This window comes from Hymenobacter endophyticus (assembly GCF_032464715.1).
In the GTDB taxonomy this organism is placed as follows: Bacteria; Bacteroidota; Bacteroidia; order Cytophagales; family Hymenobacteraceae; genus Hymenobacter; species Hymenobacter endophyticus.
Map to the genome: position 1 here is coordinate 1 of NZ_JAWDJT010000008.1, position 17,787 is coordinate 17,787.

The 17,787-nt window shown below is 61.7% G+C and carries 14 protein-coding genes; 7 read left to right on the forward strand and 7 right to left on the reverse strand.

Annotation, left to right across the window (positions count from 1 at the left end; genetic code table 11):
- The first annotated feature begins 339 nt into the window (after positions 1-339).
- Positions 340-2,394: an alpha amylase C-terminal domain-containing protein gene (locus ROI90_RS12440; RefSeq protein WP_315998672.1), complete on the forward strand. Its 2,055-nt coding sequence runs from the start codon at positions 340-342 to the stop codon at positions 2,392-2,394.
- A 70-nt stretch (positions 2,395-2,464) separates the two neighbouring features.
- On the opposite strand, the gene ROI90_RS12445 is transcribed toward ROI90_RS12440, so the two are convergent.
- A complete protein-coding gene (locus ROI90_RS12445; RefSeq protein WP_315998673.1) occupies positions 2,465-2,947 on the reverse strand; it encodes a YdeI/OmpD-associated family protein in 483 nt (160 codons plus the stop codon).
- Positions 2,948-2,969: 22 nt separating this feature from the next.
- A complete protein-coding gene (locus ROI90_RS12450) occupies positions 2,970-4,055 on the reverse strand; it encodes a glycosyltransferase (RefSeq protein ID WP_315998674.1) in 1,086 nt (361 codons plus the stop codon).
- Positions 4,056-4,258: 203 nt separating this feature from the next.
- Here ROI90_RS12450 and ROI90_RS12455 point away from each other — a divergent pair, with 203 nt between their 5' ends.
- Positions 4,259-6,691: a glycoside hydrolase family 31 protein gene (locus tag ROI90_RS12455; protein WP_315998675.1), complete on the forward strand. Its 2,433-nt coding sequence runs from the start codon at positions 4,259-4,261 to the stop codon at positions 6,689-6,691.
- Positions 6,692-6,923: 232 nt separating this feature from the next.
- Here the strand turns inward: ROI90_RS12455 and ROI90_RS12460 are convergent, their stop codons facing one another.
- From ROI90_RS12460 to ROI90_RS12470, 3 genes are all read right to left on the reverse strand, one after another.
- A complete protein-coding gene (locus ROI90_RS12460; protein ID WP_315998676.1) occupies positions 6,924-8,126 on the reverse strand; it encodes an alpha/beta hydrolase in 1,203 nt (400 codons plus the stop codon).
- 111 nt (positions 8,127-8,237) lie between these two features.
- Positions 8,238-9,080 (reverse strand): rhomboid family intramembrane serine protease, encoded by an 843-nt coding sequence (locus tag ROI90_RS12465; RefSeq protein ID WP_315998677.1) that lies wholly within the window; start codon positions 9,078-9,080, stop codon positions 8,238-8,240.
- A 108-nt stretch (positions 9,081-9,188) separates the two neighbouring features.
- Positions 9,189-10,037, reverse strand: a complete 849-nt coding sequence (locus tag ROI90_RS12470) for a hypothetical protein (RefSeq protein WP_315998678.1) — start codon at positions 10,035-10,037, stop codon at positions 9,189-9,191.
- A 159-nt stretch (positions 10,038-10,196) separates the two neighbouring features.
- Here ROI90_RS12470 and ROI90_RS12475 point away from each other — a divergent pair, with 159 nt between their 5' ends.
- The 5 genes from ROI90_RS12475 to ROI90_RS12495 all read left to right on the forward strand — a co-directional run bounded on the left by ROI90_RS12475 (position 10,197) and on the right by ROI90_RS12495 (position 14,600).
- A complete protein-coding gene (locus ROI90_RS12475) occupies positions 10,197-10,502 on the forward strand; it encodes a hypothetical protein (RefSeq protein ID WP_315998679.1) in 306 nt (101 codons plus the stop codon).
- Between the two features lie 19 nt (positions 10,503-10,521).
- Positions 10,522-10,728 carry a hypothetical protein gene (locus tag ROI90_RS12480; protein ID WP_315998680.1) on the forward strand — a complete coding sequence of 69 codons (207 nt, stop codon included), beginning with the start codon at positions 10,522-10,524 and terminating at the stop codon, positions 10,726-10,728.
- Positions 10,729-10,818: 90 nt separating this feature from the next.
- A complete protein-coding gene (locus ROI90_RS12485) occupies positions 10,819-12,033 on the forward strand; it encodes a serine hydrolase (protein WP_315998681.1) in 1,215 nt (404 codons plus the stop codon).
- A gap of 101 nt (positions 12,034-12,134) precedes the next feature.
- Positions 12,135-12,758 (forward strand): M15 family metallopeptidase, encoded by a 624-nt coding sequence (locus ROI90_RS12490; RefSeq protein ID WP_315998682.1) that lies wholly within the window; start codon positions 12,135-12,137, stop codon positions 12,756-12,758.
- Positions 12,759-12,827: 69 nt separating this feature from the next.
- Positions 12,828-14,600: a glycoside hydrolase family 10 protein gene (locus tag ROI90_RS12495; RefSeq protein WP_315998683.1), complete on the forward strand. Its 1,773-nt coding sequence runs from the start codon at positions 12,828-12,830 to the stop codon at positions 14,598-14,600.
- Positions 14,601-14,836: 236 nt separating this feature from the next.
- Here the strand turns inward: ROI90_RS12495 and ROI90_RS12500 are convergent, their stop codons facing one another.
- Both ROI90_RS12500 and ROI90_RS12505 read right to left on the reverse strand, forming a co-directional pair.
- Entirely contained in the window at positions 14,837-16,111 is a 1,275-nt protein-coding gene (locus ROI90_RS12500; protein WP_315998684.1) for a hypothetical protein, read from the reverse strand.
- A 60-nt stretch (positions 16,112-16,171) separates the two neighbouring features.
- Entirely contained in the window at positions 16,172-17,740 is a 1,569-nt protein-coding gene (locus tag ROI90_RS12505) for a SusD/RagB family nutrient-binding outer membrane lipoprotein (protein ID WP_315998685.1), read from the reverse strand.
- Between the last annotated feature and the right edge of the window lie 47 nt (positions 17,741-17,787).

Here is a 17,787-nt window from a genome sequence, read left to right on the forward strand (position 1 = left end):
GGCCCCGCCCGCCGCTCGTGCCTTCCCGGCCCGGCAGTAACGGCGCGATGCGCGCCCACTGCGCGTCGGTCAACATGTACTCCATTCCCAAACATACTAGCCACTGTTAACACTTCCTAGTGAAGAAACTAGCGGCCACTCATAGCGCCGGCCACTGGAACGGTTGTAAGGCCTACAGTTGGCTAACTAGTCAGGATGCGGGAGGGGCCTTGTCGGGGGAGCGGCGCACCTGCAAGGTCAACAACTGGCTAACTGGCAACCACTACCGGCTAACCCACAACCAACCCCAATTCCACAATCCGCGTAGCTTTGACCTGAACCTGATCTGTGCCTTTGACTATGACGACCGAACCACTGGCTACCTCCATTGCCGAAGCCCCCACAGCTCACCTGCCCCTCGTGCAGCACGACCCCTGGCTGGCCCCCTATGAGCCGGTACTGTGCCGCCGCCAGCAGCGGCTGGCGCAGCGCCTGGCCGAAATAGTAGCGCAGTGTGGCTCCCTCGGCAAGTTTGCGCTAGCCCATCAGCGCCTGGGCCTCAACTACGACGGCCGCCGCCGGGGTTATTGGTTTCGGGAGTGGGCCCCGGCCGCTGAAGCGTTGTATCTGGTAGGGGATTTTAATAGTTGGGACCGGCAGGCCACCCCGCTTACTCGTGGCCAGGATGGCGTATGGGAAGTATTTCTGGCGGATAAAGACTACAAAGACCGCCTCACGCACCATTCGCTCTACAAAGTACACGTAGTAACGCCCCAGGGCGGCAAAGACCGGCTACCGGCCATGCTGCGCCGGGCCGTGCAGAACCCCGAAACCCACGATTTTGCGGGGCAAGTATGGCGGCCGGAGCAGCCCTTTGTATGGTCGGATCAGAAGTTTCGGGTCCCCAACTTTGTGCGCGAGCCGCTGATTTACGAAGCGCACGTAGGCATGGCCCTCGAAGAAGGCAAAGTAGGCTCCTACCTGGAGTTTGCCGAGCAGATTCTGCCCCGTATTCAGGCCGAAGGCTACAACTGCCTGCAGCTGATGGCTGTGATGGAGCACCCGTACTACGGCTCCTTTGGCTACCACGTGGCTAATTTCTTCGGGGTGTCGTCCCGGTTCGGCACGCCCGAGGAGTTGAAGTACCTCATCAACGAGGCCCACCGCCGGGGCATTGCCGTGCTACTGGACGTAGTGCATTCCCACGCTGTGAAAAACGAGGCCGAAGGGCTGGCTGATTTCGATGGCTCCGGCGGGCAGTATTTCCACGAAGGTTCGCGCGGCAACCACCCCGGCTGGGATTCTAAGCTGTTTGATTACGCCAAGCCCGAGGTGCAGCAGTTTCTGCTCAGCAACCTGCGCTACTGGCTGGAGGAGTTCCACTTCGATGGGTTCCGCTTCGACGGTATCACCAGCATGCTCTACCAGCACCACGGCGAGGGCGTGGCGTTTGGCGGCTACGAGCAGTACTTCGGCCCCGATGCTGACGAAGATGCCATTCTCTACCTGCAACTAGCTACCACGCTGGTGCGTGAAATCAAGCGCAGCGCCCTGCTCATTGCCGAAGATATGAGCGGTATGCCCGGCCTGTGCCGGCCCATCGAGGAAGGTGGCATCGGCTTCGATTACCGCCTGGCCATGGGTATTCCCGACTACTGGATTAAGCTGCTCAAGCACACCCGCGACGAGGACTGGAACCTCTACGACCTCTGGCACGTGCTCACCAACCGCCGGGCCGGCGAGAAAACCGTGGCCTACGCCGAAAGCCACGACCAGGCTTTGGTAGGCGACAAAACCCTGGCCCATTGGCTGCTCGATTCGGCTATTTACGAGCATATGCACCGCGCCGACCCTGACCCCATTACGGCCCGGGGCGTGGCCCTGCACAAGCTCATTCGGCTGGCTACGCTCAGCTTGGGCGGGGAGGCCTACCTTAACTTTATCGGCAACGAGTTCGGGCACCCGGAGTGGGTGGACTTCCCCCGCGAGGGCAATGGCTGGAGCCACCATTTCGCCCGCCGCCAGTGGAGCCTGGCCGATAATCCGGAGCTGAAATTTCAGTACCTGCTCCAGTTTGACAAGGCTATGCTGCACCTGGCCAAAACCAACCGTCTGCTCACCGCCGGCCCGGCCCGCCAGCTCAACATCGACCCAAATAACCAGGTCATGATTTTTGAGCGGGGCAACTTAGTATTCGTGTTCAGCTTCCACGTAGACCGGAGCGTGGCCGACTACCGCTTTGTGGTGCCCACGCCCGGCCGCTACCGCATCGTGCTCAACTCCGATGATACCCAGTTCGGTGGCTTTGGCCGGGTTGACGACGGGCTGACCTATGAAACCTTCAAAGATGATGGCGTCGATAAGTTGAGCCTCTACGTAACCAGTCGCACGGCCTTGGTATTGACACGAGTATAGTTGTTCGTTGTTCGTTGTCAGTTGTTATGATCTTTCTAGCAACTGACAACGAACAACTAAAACCTACAACCTACTGCTTGGTTTTGCGGCCGGTGCGGGCAATTTCCAGGGCGTCTTCGATGCGCTGGGAGCGGGCCTCATCTTTCTTGGTGCGGGCAATGCGCATAGCTAGGTCCTTACGCTGGGTGAAGGGCAGCGCGTCAAACTGCACGCGCAGGCCGGCGCGGTCCAGGGCCTGCTCAAAGTCGGCGGGCAGCTCCAGGCCACCGGGTTCGGTGTCCCGCTCCAGTACCAGGTGCACGGTATCGGTCCAGGTTTTGTTGATGGCGTTGCGCACCTCCTTGCGGATGCTGAGCATGTGCTGCCCGTCGCCGAACGGTACCAGGTTGGTCCGGATGGGAAATCCATCAATAGTGCCGATAACCGGCAGCGGGCCTTTCGTGCCGTAGGTATCGGGCACGCTGAACGGGACAACCAGGAAAACGCCACTGTCGGCCCCATCCATTTCCATGGGGGCATCGAACTCGTGGCGGAGGGGTGTTTTTGAACTCATGCGGTAGGCAAAAAACTGCGGACTAGCGTCCGGGTGGGCGGGTTTCAAGTTGCAGCAGCAGGCCGCGGAGCGTTTCCGTGTCGGCGGGATCTACTAGCTGCAGGCGTTCGGGCCCCAGTTGGTAGCGCACTTGCAGCAGGTGAGCCAGCTCATCGGAGGCAGCCAGTACCAAGTCGGCGCGGCGCAGGGCCAGCCGCTCCAACTCCAGGGCCCACCCCCGGTCGGCCGGTGTGGCGCGCTCCTGAGCCAGGCTGTGCACGTGCAGCACCAAAGGTCGGCCCGTCTGCTGCCGGATTTCCAGGCCAGCCAGCCAGGTAGGCCAATCAGAGGCGTAAATTACGGAAAAAGTATCCTGCAAGGCCTGACGGGTGGCAAAGCGGGCGTACTGTATCACCTGAAAATTGAGGTCGGCATCCGGAGCCAGGTCCAGACTTAGTACGGCCAAGGCCTCGGGTAAAGTAGCGTGGGCAGCTGTTCTGTTCTCGGCGTGCGGGCTTAGGTTGTTGGCGAGTTCGTGGAGGTCAGTAGCTTCGCCTGAATCCGGCTCGGCGTCTTGGGCAAATACGTCGCGGTTCAACAGCAAATCCTGCGCGGGCAGCTCGGAGGCTTCAGCTTCCAGCTGCGAAACTACCGAGTGCTGCACCGCCACCCGGGCCGCGCGCTGGTCAATAACTGCTGGGCGCTCCTCTGCCGCCGCAAAACCATGCACGCCGGTTAGCACGGCGCTGGTTGCCGTGTCCGGCAAGCCCGGTGTGGCGCCCAGGTAGGGTGCGGCCGGCGTACTCCAGCCGCCGCTGGCCCCACTAGGCAGGGCGGCAGCGCTATCGGCCGCCGTGCCCGTGTAAGGAGCGGCGGGGCGCTGCCAGGCTGCCGGCCGCTGCTGGGGCAGGGAAACCGGTGCGGAGGCTTGTTCGGGCGTGAGGTCGGCTAGGGCAGTTACGTGTGCCGCCTGCCCCAGCGCGGTAGTCGGCTGGTGGGGCACTACCACCGATACGGTGGCCGCCGGGGTCATATTTCCAACTAACGAACCAAGGGCTGGAACCAACTCCCCGGTGCGGGGCGCATCGTTCCAGCCAAGCAGCAGCACATGCAGGGGGGCAGGGGGCATAGAAAGTAAGCTAAGCAGTAATCCGGAGTACGGCAAGGTAGAGAAAAAAGGTACCGGTAGCGCGAAAACTGCGGCCGGTCGAAAACGGCGCGCTTTCCGCTGGGCCGTACCCCGCCAGCTGTTTACCTTTACGGAATGCCTTTCCGGTAAGGCGCTGCCCCCGCGCAGAATACACAACTTTTTCTCTTCGACCCCCTATTTGCATGGCCGACAATATTCAGGAGTTGAACTATATGGTCAATGACTTGGCCGCCCAGGCTCGTCAGGAGCTATACCCCGGCCGGGTACTTTCAAGTGAGCGACAGGGTACTGATTTCATTTTCCGCTGTGATAATGGCGTGCAGCTCAGCCTGCAGGTGATTAATGATAAAGTGCTGCGCTTCCGCTACATCACGGAAGGCGTATTCCCCGCTGATTTCAGCTACGCCTTCCCCGATGGCGTACCCGCCCGGCAGGAGCTGGAGTTTCTGGAGTTCCGCGAGAAGCCCGACCACTACCGCATCACCACCGACCGCCTGATTTGCGTGGTGGACAAGGAAAACCTGCGCACCCGGGTGCTCAACCGCTCCGGTCTGGTGCTCACCGACGACGAAAAAGGCTTCCACTGGGAGTACGAGTACGAGTCGGGCAACGACATCGTGAAGATGAGCAAGCAGGTGCAGAGCGGGGCCCACTACTACGGCCTCGGCGACAAGCCCGACAACATGAACCTGCGGGGCAAGCAGTTCACCAACTGGGGCACCGATACCTACGGCTACCAGAAAGGCTCCGACCCGCTCTACAAGAATATTCCGTTTTTCCTGGCCCTGCACCAGAAGGTCGCCCACGGTATCTTCTTCGATAACACGTTCAAAGCTTCCTTCGATTTTGCGGCCGAGCGGGCCGATGTGGCCTCGTTCTGGGCCCAGGGCGGGGAAATGAACTACTACTTCATCTACGGCCCTTCGCTGCTGGAGGTGACCCAGGAGTACACCCGCCTGACCTCGCCGCCCGAGCTGCCCCCGCTGTGGGCCCTGGGCTACCAGCAGTGCAAGTGGAGCTACTTCCCCGAGAGCAACGTGAAGGCCATTGCCCAGGGCTTCCGCGACCGGAAAATTCCCTGCGACGCCATCTACCTCGACATCGACTATATGGACGGGTACCGGTGCTTTACCTGGAGCCCCACGCACTTTCCCGAGCCCAAGCGCATGGTGCAGGAGCTGGCCGAGGATGGCTTCAAAACGGTAGTCATCATCGACCCCGGCATCAAGATTGACCCCGACTACTCGGTGTTCCGGGAGGGGCTGAAAAACGACTACTTCTGCCGCCGCGCCGATGGTCCTTTGATGAAAGGCTCGGTGTGGCCCGGCCTCTGCAACTTCCCCGACTACACCCGTCCTGAAGTGCGCGAGTGGTGGGCCGGTCTGTTTAAGGAGCTAGTGCAGGAAATAGGAGTGAAGGGCGTGTGGAACGACATGAACGAGCCGGCCGTGTTCGAGAAGGGTACCTTCCCGGATGATGTGCGCTTCGGCTACGACGGCCACCACGCCTCCCACAAAAAGGCTCACAACATCTACGGCATGCAGATGGCTCGGGCTACCAACGAGGGCGTGAAGCGCTTCAGCTACCCCGACCGGCCGTTCACCATCACGCGCAGCACCTACGCCGGCGGGCAGCGCTACTCCTCCGGCTGGACCGGCGACAACATTGCCAGCTGGGAGCACCTCTGGCTGGCCAACATCCAGTGCCAGCGCCTGAGCATTTCGGGCTTCTCCTTTATCGGCTCCGATATCGGGGGCTTTATTGACACCCCTGATGGGGAGCTGTACGTACGCTGGGTGGCGCTGGGGGCCTTCCACCCGTTCTTCCGCACCCACAGCTCCGGCGACCATGGCGACCAGGAGCCCTGGAGCTTCGGGGAGAACTACATGGAGCTGGCGAAGGGCTTTATCGAACTGCGCTACCGCCTGCTGCCCTATATGTACACCACGTTCTGGCAGCACACCACCCAGGGTACGCCCATGCTGCGCCCTTTGGCCTTCCTCGACCAGACGGACACCGATACCTACCTGCGCATGGCCGAGTTCAGCCTCGGCGACCATCTGCTGGTGTGCCCCATTACTACGCCCGGCGCCGATGGTCGCTGGATGTACCTGCCCCGCGGCGACTGGTTCTATTACTACACCGACGAGGCCAAAACCGGCGGTCAGGAAGTGTGGGCTGCCGCCGACCTGAGCCGCATCCCGTTGTTCATCAAGGCCGGGGCCGTGGTGCCCATGTACCCGCTCATGCAGTACGTAGGCGAAAAAGTGGTGGAAGAAGTGACCCTGCACGTGTACTTCAAGCAGGGCACCGAAACCAGCGTACTGTACGAAGACGGGGGCGAAGGCTACGGCTACCAGGAAGGCCAGAGCACCACCCGCCGCTTCCGCGTAACCGGCTCCGAAAAGGGTCTGCTACTGCAACAGGAAACGGAAGGCGCCTACCAGCCCACCTGGACCACCTACCGCGTAGTGCTCCACGGCCTCCCGTTTCAGCCCACCGCCCTCAGCACCGACGGCCAGCCCGCCGCCGCCACCGAAGCCACCCTCGAAACCGGCCTCACCCTGCCCGCCGTGGTAGTTGGTTCTGGTTTCACGGAGCTAGTGGTTGGGTAGTTTAGGGCAGGAGGGTTTGGGAGTAAGAGGGTAGGAGTTGGCTGTCATTGCGAGCAGCGCGAAGCAATCCTTCCTTCACGAAGCACAAACACCAGAAAAGTAGGAAGCCCCTGACGTCCGCGCTGGCATCAGGGGCTTTTTTAGGTCTATATTCTACACTCTGAAAAGGAAGGATTGCTTCGCGCTGCTCGCAATGACAACTCTTACCCTCACACCCCCAAACCCTCTTACCCTATTGCACCCGCTCCCGCAGGTACTGGTACACTTCGGGGCTGCTGAGCAGGGTGCCGTGATGCAGCTTGGAGTATACGTGGGTGCTGATAAGCAGCTCGGGCGGGGCGGCGGGGTCCTGGAAGATGCGGCCTCGGGCACTGCCCGCGCCTACCAGTCCGTCGCCGAAGTAGTCGTGCAGGGCCGAGGTAGCCGACTTTAGTAGGGAGCCCACCAGAATGTGGTAGCGCACTCCCGGCAGTGGCGGCACCACCGTGCGGGGCGGAAACAGGTCGTCGGCGTGCTCATTCTGCCAGTCCTCGTCCACCAGCCGGGCGTGGCGCAGGTCTTTGATGCCGTTGCTGCGCTTGTCAATCAGGCCGCTGATGGCGCGGGTGGGCCACAGGTTGATTTTGCGCAGAATCAGGCTGGTGAGGTGGCTGTTCTGCTCCAGAAACGACCCGTCATTCGGCACGCCCAGCAGAAACACGTCCCGCAGCCGGTTGAGCCAGTGTGAGTTTTTAGTTGTCAGTTGCTCGTTGTCAGTTGTCAGTTGCTCGTTGTCAGTTGTCAATTGCTCGTTGTTGGAACCTGACAACTGACAACCAACCACTGACAACTCATTCCGACTTCCATAATATCCTGCAGAGCGAATGACCAGCCCGCCCATACTATGGCCCACCAGTACCAGTTCGCCCACCGCCTCGGGGTAAGTATCCAGTAGCTCCGTGAGCAGTTGGTGCAGCAGGCGGCCGTTTTCGGAAATGTGCAGGCCGGAGTTGTAGCGCACATACAGGCAGCACACGTCGGTTTCCTGCTGCAGGCGCGGGCCGAAGCGTAAATCGTCGGGGCCATTGCCGGTTTGCCAGATGATTTCGTCGCCCATCAGCCCGTGCAGAAATACCACGGTTTTGCGCGGCCGCCCATCTGGAGCCGGCTGCAAGCCCAAGTCTGCTACCGGCACATCGGCCTCGTAGCGGCGGAAGCTCATCCGGATGGCCCGCCGGTCGTGGCAGGCGGCGAGCTGGTCGCCGAAGGCCCCGTTGAGCACTGGCAGCGTAAAATGGAGGTTGTCCTGACTTACCCGGTAGAGCAGGCCGGCCCCATCGAATGGAGCCCGAGCCGCGCGGCCCACGGCCGCCGCCACCCGTCGCCAGCGTGAGGAACGCGGGGCAGCATCATCGGGAGTAGCGTTATCGTTCGGGAGGTCGGGTGTTTCGGTCACGGAATCAGAAATGCGCGGGTAAAGCAGGTAGTTGGCTGGTAGCAGACAAAAGATACGTAGCTACGGATTGTTACGATGTTACTGAACCAGCATCGGCGAAGATTCAGGCACTTAGGCGGTTGGCGGAGTAACTAGGGACGGAGGCGGAAACGCGGCGCCCAGTACAGCCCCCGTTACCAGGCCACCGATATGCGCGGCGTTATCGGTAGTGTAAGATTGCAAACCGCCCGCCAGGCTGCCGGCCAGCAGGTACAGCACAAACAGGCCCACAGTGTAGCGTTGAGGTCGGGAAAATGCATCCGGCCGCCTCAGCAGCGTAGCCAGTAGCAGCCCGTACAGACCGAAAATAGCCCCCGAAGCGCCCACCGAATTCACGCCCTGCGCGTGCCACCACAGACTGGCTAGGCTGCCAGCAACCCCGCACAGCAGGTAAATCAGCAAAAGCCGGCGGGAGCCGGTAAGACGCTCCGTAAGCAGCCCCAGAAATACCAGAGAAGCCATATTCATCAACAAGTGGCCTACGCTGCCGTGCAGAAACACGCTGGTGAGGAGCCGCCAGGGCTGCCCGTGCAGAGTAAGCGGCGAGAAGTTGGAGCCCCAATGCACGAGAGTAGCCGCTGCCGGCTGCCAGAAGTTCTGGCCGGCTAAGGCCAACAGCGCGTAGCCTATCAAGTTCAACCAGAGCAGCAGCGGCGTGACGCGGTAGCCTTCCCGAAACCCGAAAACTCCCAGCAGCGTGCTGCCGATGGTGGCGTCTGCAGTAGGAATGGAGGGAGCAGCTTGCGGTACTGGCGTCCCGGCCGAAACATCAGGTATCAGGCCCCGGCGCTGCAACTCCCGTATGGCGGCCTGCCCCACGGCCTCCGGGTAGTGCTGGGCATGTTGGGCCAGGTACAGCAGCTCAGCATCCGTTTTCTCGGCAAATAAATCAGCGGGTGTATTGGGCTCACTCATACCACAACGCGCGTAGCAAAACCCCAACAGCGGGGCTGCACTGCGCGCGTCATAAACCCTGCCAGCCCACCCGGCCTGACAGGATAGCACGGTGCCAGTGGCCGGTGCTTACAAATCAGAAATTTTGCCCTGCATGGGAGCCCGCTTGCTGGGCTGGCCCAATAGTTCCCCGCCAATGTCGGAGGCTTCAAAGTCGGCGCGGTTCAGGTCCCGATCCAAATAGGTTTCCCCGTACGTTTCGTAGCGGGTTTTGAGGTTTTTCAGGGAGTTGCGGCGTAATACAAGGCCCTGCTGCATGAGTTGCAGATGCTCCTCCATGGCGGGCGTCAGAGCCTGGTTGTAGGCTTTAGCCTTCATAAACCAGGTGATGCGCTCCAGCGCAATCGTAACCTGACCCGGGAACACCTCGGGTACCTTTTTGCCGGCGGCCTGCTTGGTGAGGTAAGCGGCGGCGTTTTCGGCCAGCCAGTAGCGGCGGGCCATGCGGCTGTAGCGCCCGGTAGCTGTGGTGTCGGCCCGGTCCTGGGCCGAGAGCTGCCGCCGGGTGGTAGCTACCTGCCGGGCAGTTTCGGCCTCAAAATCAGGCATGCGGTCCGTCTTGACGGCTTCCAGCACAATGGGCTCAGTAGAAACCGGTTTGGCAGCCACGGCCGTCGAAGTGGCAGTAGAGTCGCGCAGGCCCCACCAGGCCAATCCGGCCACCGCGGCAGCAATCAGGCCGGCGGGCCACCAGCGGCCCAAGGAAGAGGAGGCGGGTTCTTCGTACGCATGAGCAGCGGATACCGAAGCGGCTGCCGCCGGTTCTGCGCCCTGAGGATGCGGCAGCGCTACGCCCCGGCGGCGCAGCTCCCGGCCGGCTTCCGCTACCAACGTGGCATGATAGAGCTCCGGATGCTGTACCAGATACGATAATTCTTCGCTGGTTTTCTGTAAAAAGGAATCGGACGAGGAGGACATGGATGGATAAGTAGGCGGGTAGGCAACTGAAAACGGCTCTAATTTGACGAAAAGTGCCCGAATTTCAAGAACCAGAAGCTGAACGCGGGCTGCCCTCGTGCGTATAGAAAGCTAACAGTCCGGCCACCGTGCCGGGCATTTCACCGAACTTCTCTACCCATGACTCAGCCCCGCGAAGAACCCACCGACGCCCGGAACCTACCCGAGGCCACCGATAACCAACCCGCCCAGCGCCAGCCCGAAGGCCGCCAAGCCGCTGGCAGCCACGATACCGGCCTGAATGCCGATGATAACTCCGGCAGCGGCGGCACCGAAGGCGGCCAAGCCATCAGTGGCAGCCGGGTCCGCTCGGGTGCGCCTAACTACGACGCGTCCGGCAATGCCCAGGATGGCGACGTGGGCGGCAACACCACCAGCGGCGGTACCGGCGTATCGGGCGGCGAAACTGGTCAAGTAAATCTGTAAGTCTCTAGTAAACGACCATATGGCTCAGCAACCACAAGAACCCGCCCAAGAGCAGCCTGAAACTGCCAAAACGCCCGAAACCACCCAGGAGCAGCTCAGCCAGGACAGCGGAGCCGGTATCCGGGGGGGCTACGGCAACTCTGACCAGACCAACGGCCTGGAAGGCGGCGCCGCTTCGCCCCAGGAAAACAGCGCCCCAGCCGCTGATTCTGATCAGCAGAAGTAGCCCGTACTACTAGCGCCACACCCGCAACGCCCGCTTACCTGTAGCCAGGTAGTCGGGCGTTGCTGTGTTCAGACCAGTATCTTGTCGGGTATGAAACGACTTTTGGCTTTCGGCGTGCTGGCTTGGTTACTGGGTGGTAGTGCCCAAGCGCAAAACCCGCTGCCCCGCCTGCTCCGCGCCGATTCGGTGCTGGCCCCGGTGGCGCGGGCGGCCAGCCACTACCGGCTCCAAATACTCTATACCCAAATCAGGCGTGACAAGCAGGGGAGGCCCCACTTCCGGCAGTTTCGGTACCGGGTGCGGCCCCGGGAGTACTTCTACCCGGCCAGTGCCATCAAACTGCCCACGGCTGTGCTGGCGTTGGAAAAGATGCATCAGTTGGCTCGCCAGGTACCGGGACTTTCCAGTAGCTCGCCCCTGCGGATCGACTCAGCCGCGTACGGGCAAAGCGGGGTGCTACGCGACACTAGCAGCCAAAATCAGCGGGCCAGCGTGGGGCAGTACGTGCGCAAGCTGTTGCTGGTGAGTGACAATGATGCCTACAACCGGTTGTATGAGTTTGTGGGGCCGGCGGCGCTGCAGCTTGGCCTGCGCCAGCACGGCTTGCGCCATACCGTGCTGCGGCACCGCCTTTCCGTCGGCGACCAAGATTCCACGGCCCGGCGCACGAATCCGGTGTCTCTGTTCTCCGATTCCAGCCTGAGCCGGGCGCTGTACGTGCAGCCGGCCGCCACGTTTGCAGGGCGGTGGGAGCAGGGGCCGCAGCGGCGGCGCACGGTAGGCGAGGCTTACCTGCAAAACGGCCAGCGCATCAACCAGCCCATGGATTTCAGCGCCCGAAATGCCACCACCCTGGCTGACTTGCAGCGCACCCTGCAGGCCGTGCTGTTCCCCGCATCGGTGCCCCGGCAGCAGCAATTTCAACTGGATACACTGGACCGCCGCCTGCTGCTGGACTACCTGCACCAGCTGCCCCGCCAGAGCCAGTGGCCACATTACCCGGCCGCTCAGTACCCCGATAATTACGCCAAATACCTGCTGGCGGGCGGCGCACCGGGGCCGTTGCCGGAGGGCGCCCGCATCTACAATAAAATCGGGCAGGCCTATGGGTTTCTCATTGATAACGCCTATATCACCGACTCTGCCCGAGGGGTGGAGTTCCTGCTCAGCGCGGTGCTGTACGTGAACCGGGACGGGGTACTCAACGACGACCAGTACGACTACGAAACAGTGGGGATGCCTTTCTTGCGGCGGCTGGGAGAGGCCGTGTATCAACTTGAATTGCAGCGCCCGCACAAACAATAGCCGCGCCTACGAAGTAGTACCAGCATAACAGTATGATCTAATCCCGCGTATGCCAACGACAGTACTGATGAGTTTCGGCTTTCGTTTGTTATAAGTAGTGTATGGCCGTAAACTCTTTCGGGCTCACCGTAATTTCTTCTGTTCATGAGTACCAGCAGCGCGTGGCCCACCATGCGGAGCGCGAGCTGGTAGATCTGACTACCCTGATTCCTGGGTTGGTGCTAGATATGCGGTACGCCACCGCGCAAAACCTGCTGGGGAAACCGGCGTACCGGCAGGCCAGGGCGCTATTGCGGCGGCCGGTGGCAGAGGCCCTGGCGCAGGTGCAGGAGGCACTAGGTCGTTTAGGATTGGGACTGTGCGTGTACGATGCCTACCGGCCGTACAGCGTTACGGTGCAGTTTTATGAGCACATCCGCAATGAGAAGTTTGCGGCTCCGCCCTGGCGCGGCTCCCGCCACAACCGGGGTTGCTCCGTGGATGTGGGACTGGTGGAACGCGCTACCGGCCGCCACTTACCGCTGCCCACTGATTTCGACGAGCTGACCCCGGCCGCTAACTCCCGCTACACCAATTTGCCTGCGCACGTGCTGTTTAACCGGAGCATTCTGCTGGCGGCCATGAAGCGGCAGGGTTTTGTGAACTACGTGGATGAGTGGTGGCACTACGACCACCACTGCTGGGCTGATTTCGACCTGCTGGATTTGCCCTTTGAGGAGCTATAGGGTAGCACGCTGGTGCCGGGCCGTAAAAAAGGGCGGATTCCTGCGGCCGAATGCGCTATTTTTGGGGTAATGACCCAGTTGCGTACCGCCTACCGTTGCCTGTTTTTCCTGTTTCTGGCCTGTGGCCTGCTGCTTTCCGCAGGCAGCCGTGCCGCCGATGCACCGCCCAAGCGGGAACTGCGCGGCGTCTGGATTGCCACCGTTGAGAATATCGACTGGCCCAGCAGCCGCAGCCTCACCCCCGAGCAGCAGCGCCGCGAGTACCGCCGCATGCTCGATGACCACCAGAAAAGCGGCGTAAACGCAGTATTCGTGCAGGTGCGCCCCGCCTCCGACGCGTTTTATCAGAGCACCCTGGAGCCCTGGAGCAAGTGGCTGACCGGCACCCAGGGTAAAGCGCCCACGCCCCTCTGGGACCCGCTGCCCTTCCTGATTGAGGAAGCCCACCAGCGCGGCATGGAGTTTCATGCCTGGTTCAACCCCTACCGGGCCACCATGGATACCGTGACGCGCCGGCTGGCTGCCAACCACCCGTACCGCCGCCACCCCGAGTGGTTTATCCGGTATTCCGGCAAGCTGCTCTACAACCCCGGCCTGCCCGAGGTGCGCCAGTACATCAATGAGGTAATTCTGGATGTGGTGCGCCGCTACGACATTGATGGGGTACACTTCGACGACTACTTCTACCCGTACCCCGAGGCCGGGCAGGTGATTCATGATGAGCAGGCCTATGCCCGCTTCAACCCCGATAACCTACCCGTAGCCGATTGGCGTCGCCAGAACGTGAACAACCTCATTCGGGACCTGCACACTTCCATCCGGCAGGCTAAGCGCTGGGTGAAGTTCGGTATTTCTCCCTTTGGTGTGTGGCGCAACCAGACCTCCGACCCCAATGGCTCGGCCACCAAAGCCTTTCAGGGCTACGACGGGCTGTACGCTGATGCGCTGGAATGGACGCGCCAGGGCTGGGTTGATTACGTGCTGCCGCAATTGTACTGGAGCACCGGCTTCCGGGTGGCGCAGTACCCCGTGCTGGTGGAGTGGTGGGCCCGCAATGCCAACGGCCGCCACGTGTACATCGGGCACGGGGCCTACCGTATGCTGGAAAGCACCCGCTCCGACACGGTGTGGCGCAACCCCCGCGAGCTGCCCCGGCAGGTACGCTTTAACCGCACGTTCCCGGCTGAGGTGAACGGGAGCGTGTTCTTCAGCTCAAAATCCTTGATGGCCAACGCCCTGCACACTACTGATTCGTTGCGGGAGCATGAGTTCCGGTACCCGGCTCTGCCGCCGGTTATGCCCTGGCTGGATGCCGTGCCGCCGCTGCCGGCCCAACAGCTCAGCGTGAGTACCCAGCTGAATGTGAATACCCTGAGCTGGCAGCCTGGCCCCGCCGCCCCCGACGGTGACGAGGCCTCGTACTACGTACTCTACCGCTTCACGCCCGACCAAACACCTTCCCCCGACGACCCGCGCAACCTGCTAGCCATTGTGCGGCCGCAGGCGGGGCGCAAGCTGCAGTTTCAGGATACCACGGCCCGCTTCGGCCACGCCTACGCCTACTACCTCACGGCCTTTGACCGCCTACACAATGAGAGCCGGCCTATTTCGGTGCGCACCACCGGCCGCCCCGCCGAGGTGGTAGTGGCCCAGCAGGCCCCGCCCGTGCCGGCCCCGCAACCCGTGGAGCCCGCGCCCCAGCCCGCTACGCCCCCGGTAGCCACCACGCCCCGCCCGCCCGCTCCCCGCCCGACACCCACGGTCACTACGCCCACCAAAATCAAAGTCAAAACCAAGCCGAAGCGCCGGGGCTTCTTGGAGCGCATATTCGGCCGGCGGTAAGTAGTCAGTCCAGCCAGCACTATTAAGGCAATGAATGCTGTCTGGAAAAGAACGTCATGCAGAGCCGGAGGCGAAGCATCTCGCGTGCTGAGGTCTGAATGGTAGTACAACGCCAGCACGCGAGATGCTTCGGCTGCGCCTCTGCATGACGTTCCGGAACTTTCTACATAGCCTTTAATGCAAAAGCCTCTCCCGCCGCGCGGGAGAGGCTTTTTTGGGTGAAGAGAGGGAGTTGCTTACAGCGTCCGGTACTCGAATTTCACGCGGCCGGTGGAGCCGGCGGCGCTGCTTTTGATGCCGGTGATGCGCAGGAGCATCATCTCGCCGGTGCCCCGCACGCGCACGGCGTACACGTCGTTCACGGCCACGGTGCCCAGGTCGGCGGAAGTCGTGTTCTGGAAGAGCAGCAGGCCGATGGCGTTGGCCGTGGCGGTGGTGTACAGGCCCGAGGCCACCTGCGCCGGCGTAAGCTTGTAGTAACGGGTGGTATTGGCGGCGGCCAGCGTGAAGCTGGTGGTCGAAATACCCGACACAAACAAGTCCTTATTGGTAATGGGGGCGCTGTTCGGCTCGTTCAGAGCCGTTTTCAGGTTGAACGCCACGGAGTCTGCAGGAGCCCCGGCCCCGAATACTACCCGGCCGGTTTTCAGGACCGTAGCAAAGGAGGTGGGACCCACAATGTTGATGGGTGCTGCCGTGAGCGTGGTAGCGGTGTTCTGAGCGTAGGCCACGAACGAGTACGTGAGCGTTTGGCCGTTGGAGTTGGCCGGTACGGGCGCATTTACCGTGACGGTGGTAGCCGCGCCGGCCGAGGGGCCGCGTACCACGCCCAGGCGGCGGGGCGCATCAGTGCCCACCCGCGCAAAGTAGGTAAGGCTGTCTACGGCCTTGAACAGGGTGGCCGTGCTGCCGGCGGCGGGCACCGTGGCAATACCGCCTTCATTCAGGATAATGGAGTAACCCAGAATGTCGCCGGAGGACTGCTGGGTGGCGCTCAGGCCGTTGCGGTACGTGACGGGCGTAGCGCCAAATTTGAGCGTGGGCGAGCTGGCCGACAGATACGTGAAGCGGCGCAGCCGCTTGCTGCCGTCGGCGAAGTTCAGGGTCACATCTACCCGCACCGGCGTTTTGTTGGCCAGGGTGGCGGGCACGGTGTAAGGTACAATCTGGGTCAGAATCTGGGGCGTGCTGTTGTACTGCCCGTTGGCCGGGTAGGTGCCCACCACGGCCGAATCCAGCCGGTTAATCACCTGGAAAACGGTAATGTCCCTGAGGTTGTCGCCCGGGTTGAAGGCCACAATCACCGGCACCGTTTCGCCGGGGGCGTACTTGGTAGCCAGGGCCCCGCCCACGGTGGTAATGGAGCCGAAACCGGCCTCATCCTGGAGGGTGTAACGGTCGTCAAACTCGTCCTTTTTGCAACTGGCCGTAGCTAGGCCCAGGGCCAGCAGCCCGGCCAGCCCCAAGGGCTGCCAGCGGCGGGCGGCGAGAAGAGAAATATAGCGTGTCATGCGCGTGCGAAAAGTAGCTGGGAGAGGAAAATCGGGTAAAGTCCTTGGCAGAATCCTGCACTAAGGACGGTCCCACCAGAGGGGTTTGCCAACGTACTCGTCGTTGGAAGTCGCCATAGCCTCGGCAAACAGCTTGGCTACGGCCTGGGGGTTGTACAGCACCTCGGTAGCACCCGGCAGCATCCGGCGGGGCCACCGATCCTTGAACTCGGTTTTGGCAGACAGGGCCGAGTTGACGTTGGTGCCGGCCGGGTAGCGCAGGTTGGGGTAGATGGTGAGGTCGTAATCCAGGCGGCGCAAATCCGACCACGACTCCGGGTTCAGGAACATAGCAATGTACTTCTGCTCCATGATGCGCTTGAGCGTCAGCTCCGAGGTGTTCTGGGCCACGGCGGCGCTGTTGAGGTAGGTTTCAATCTGGGCCCCGGAAATGAGGGGGAAGGAAACCGGGGGCACGGAGTTGGTGCCGCCCACGCCAATTTTGGCGATGTGCGCCTTAATACCTTCTCGGTAAGCCCTGAGGGCCCGGTCAAGGTTGCCGGCCCGGAAAGCGGCCTCGGCCTCAATAAACTTGATTTCGTGGTAGGTCATTACCTCAAAAATGCCCAGGTCGCGGGCGTACCAGGAGCTGTAAAAGTCGGTGAAGCCGTTCACGATGGCCGCCGCCGAGCTGGTGCCCACGCCCGGGTCGGCGCCGGGGCTGCCGGCCGTGGCCATAATGGTCAGGCGCGGATCGACCACGCCGGGGTAAGCGGCCCCGGCGGCGTTGCCGTTCAGGTACTTGATAACGTTGGTGGAGAAAGTGGCCGTGCTGAAGTTGTTGCGGGTAGTCCCGAAAATGTTGGTGGTACCCGTAAGCGGGGCCACGGCCTGGATGTACTGCAACTGCGCGTCATCGGCCGAGGTGGTCATGCTCTGGTCCACCAGGGCCAGCACTTTGGCCGGGTCGTAGCTGCTCTTCTTGGTGAGGTGGTTAAGCTGCCGGGCTTTCAGGCCATTGGCAAACTTGATCCACTTCTGGGTATTGCCCTGGAACAGAATGTCGCCGGATACACTGGGCGAGGTCACGTACAAAGGCCGAAAGTTTTCACTGGCTGGCTTCTGCATCAGGACAATGCCCTCGTCGCAGAGCGTGTTGATGGTGGCGTAAATCTGCTCCTGCGAGTCGTACTTAGGCGTGTAGTTCTGCGCCCCCAGGTAGGCCTCCGAGTACGGGATATCCCCCAGCATATCGGTGGCGTGGGCTAGCAGCATGGCCTGCACAATTTTGGCCGCCCCGATGTAGTAGGGCGAGCCTTCCTCCTCCGCCGCCTTGGTCAGCGTCGGGATGGTGCCGCCCGAGTAGAAGTAGCTGTAATTGAAGGTATTGGTGCTGTTGCCGTTGGTCAGAATGAACTGGTCGGAGCCCCCGATGGGCGACTTGCGCACCACGTACTGCGTGAGGTAGGGCGTTACCAGGGAGGTGAACATCTGGGTTTGCACGCCCTGGGATATGATGCCGGGCAGCAGGAAGTTGGGCGTGGAGGTAACCGGGTTGTTGGGGTCGGTATTCACGTCGAAGAACTTGTCGCAGGACGTCATCACCCCGCTGCTCAGCGCTAAACCCAGCAGCAGCATATATTTTTTCATCAGAAGAAAGTCAGTTGGTTTATAGGTGTTAGTGCTTAGTTGTTAGT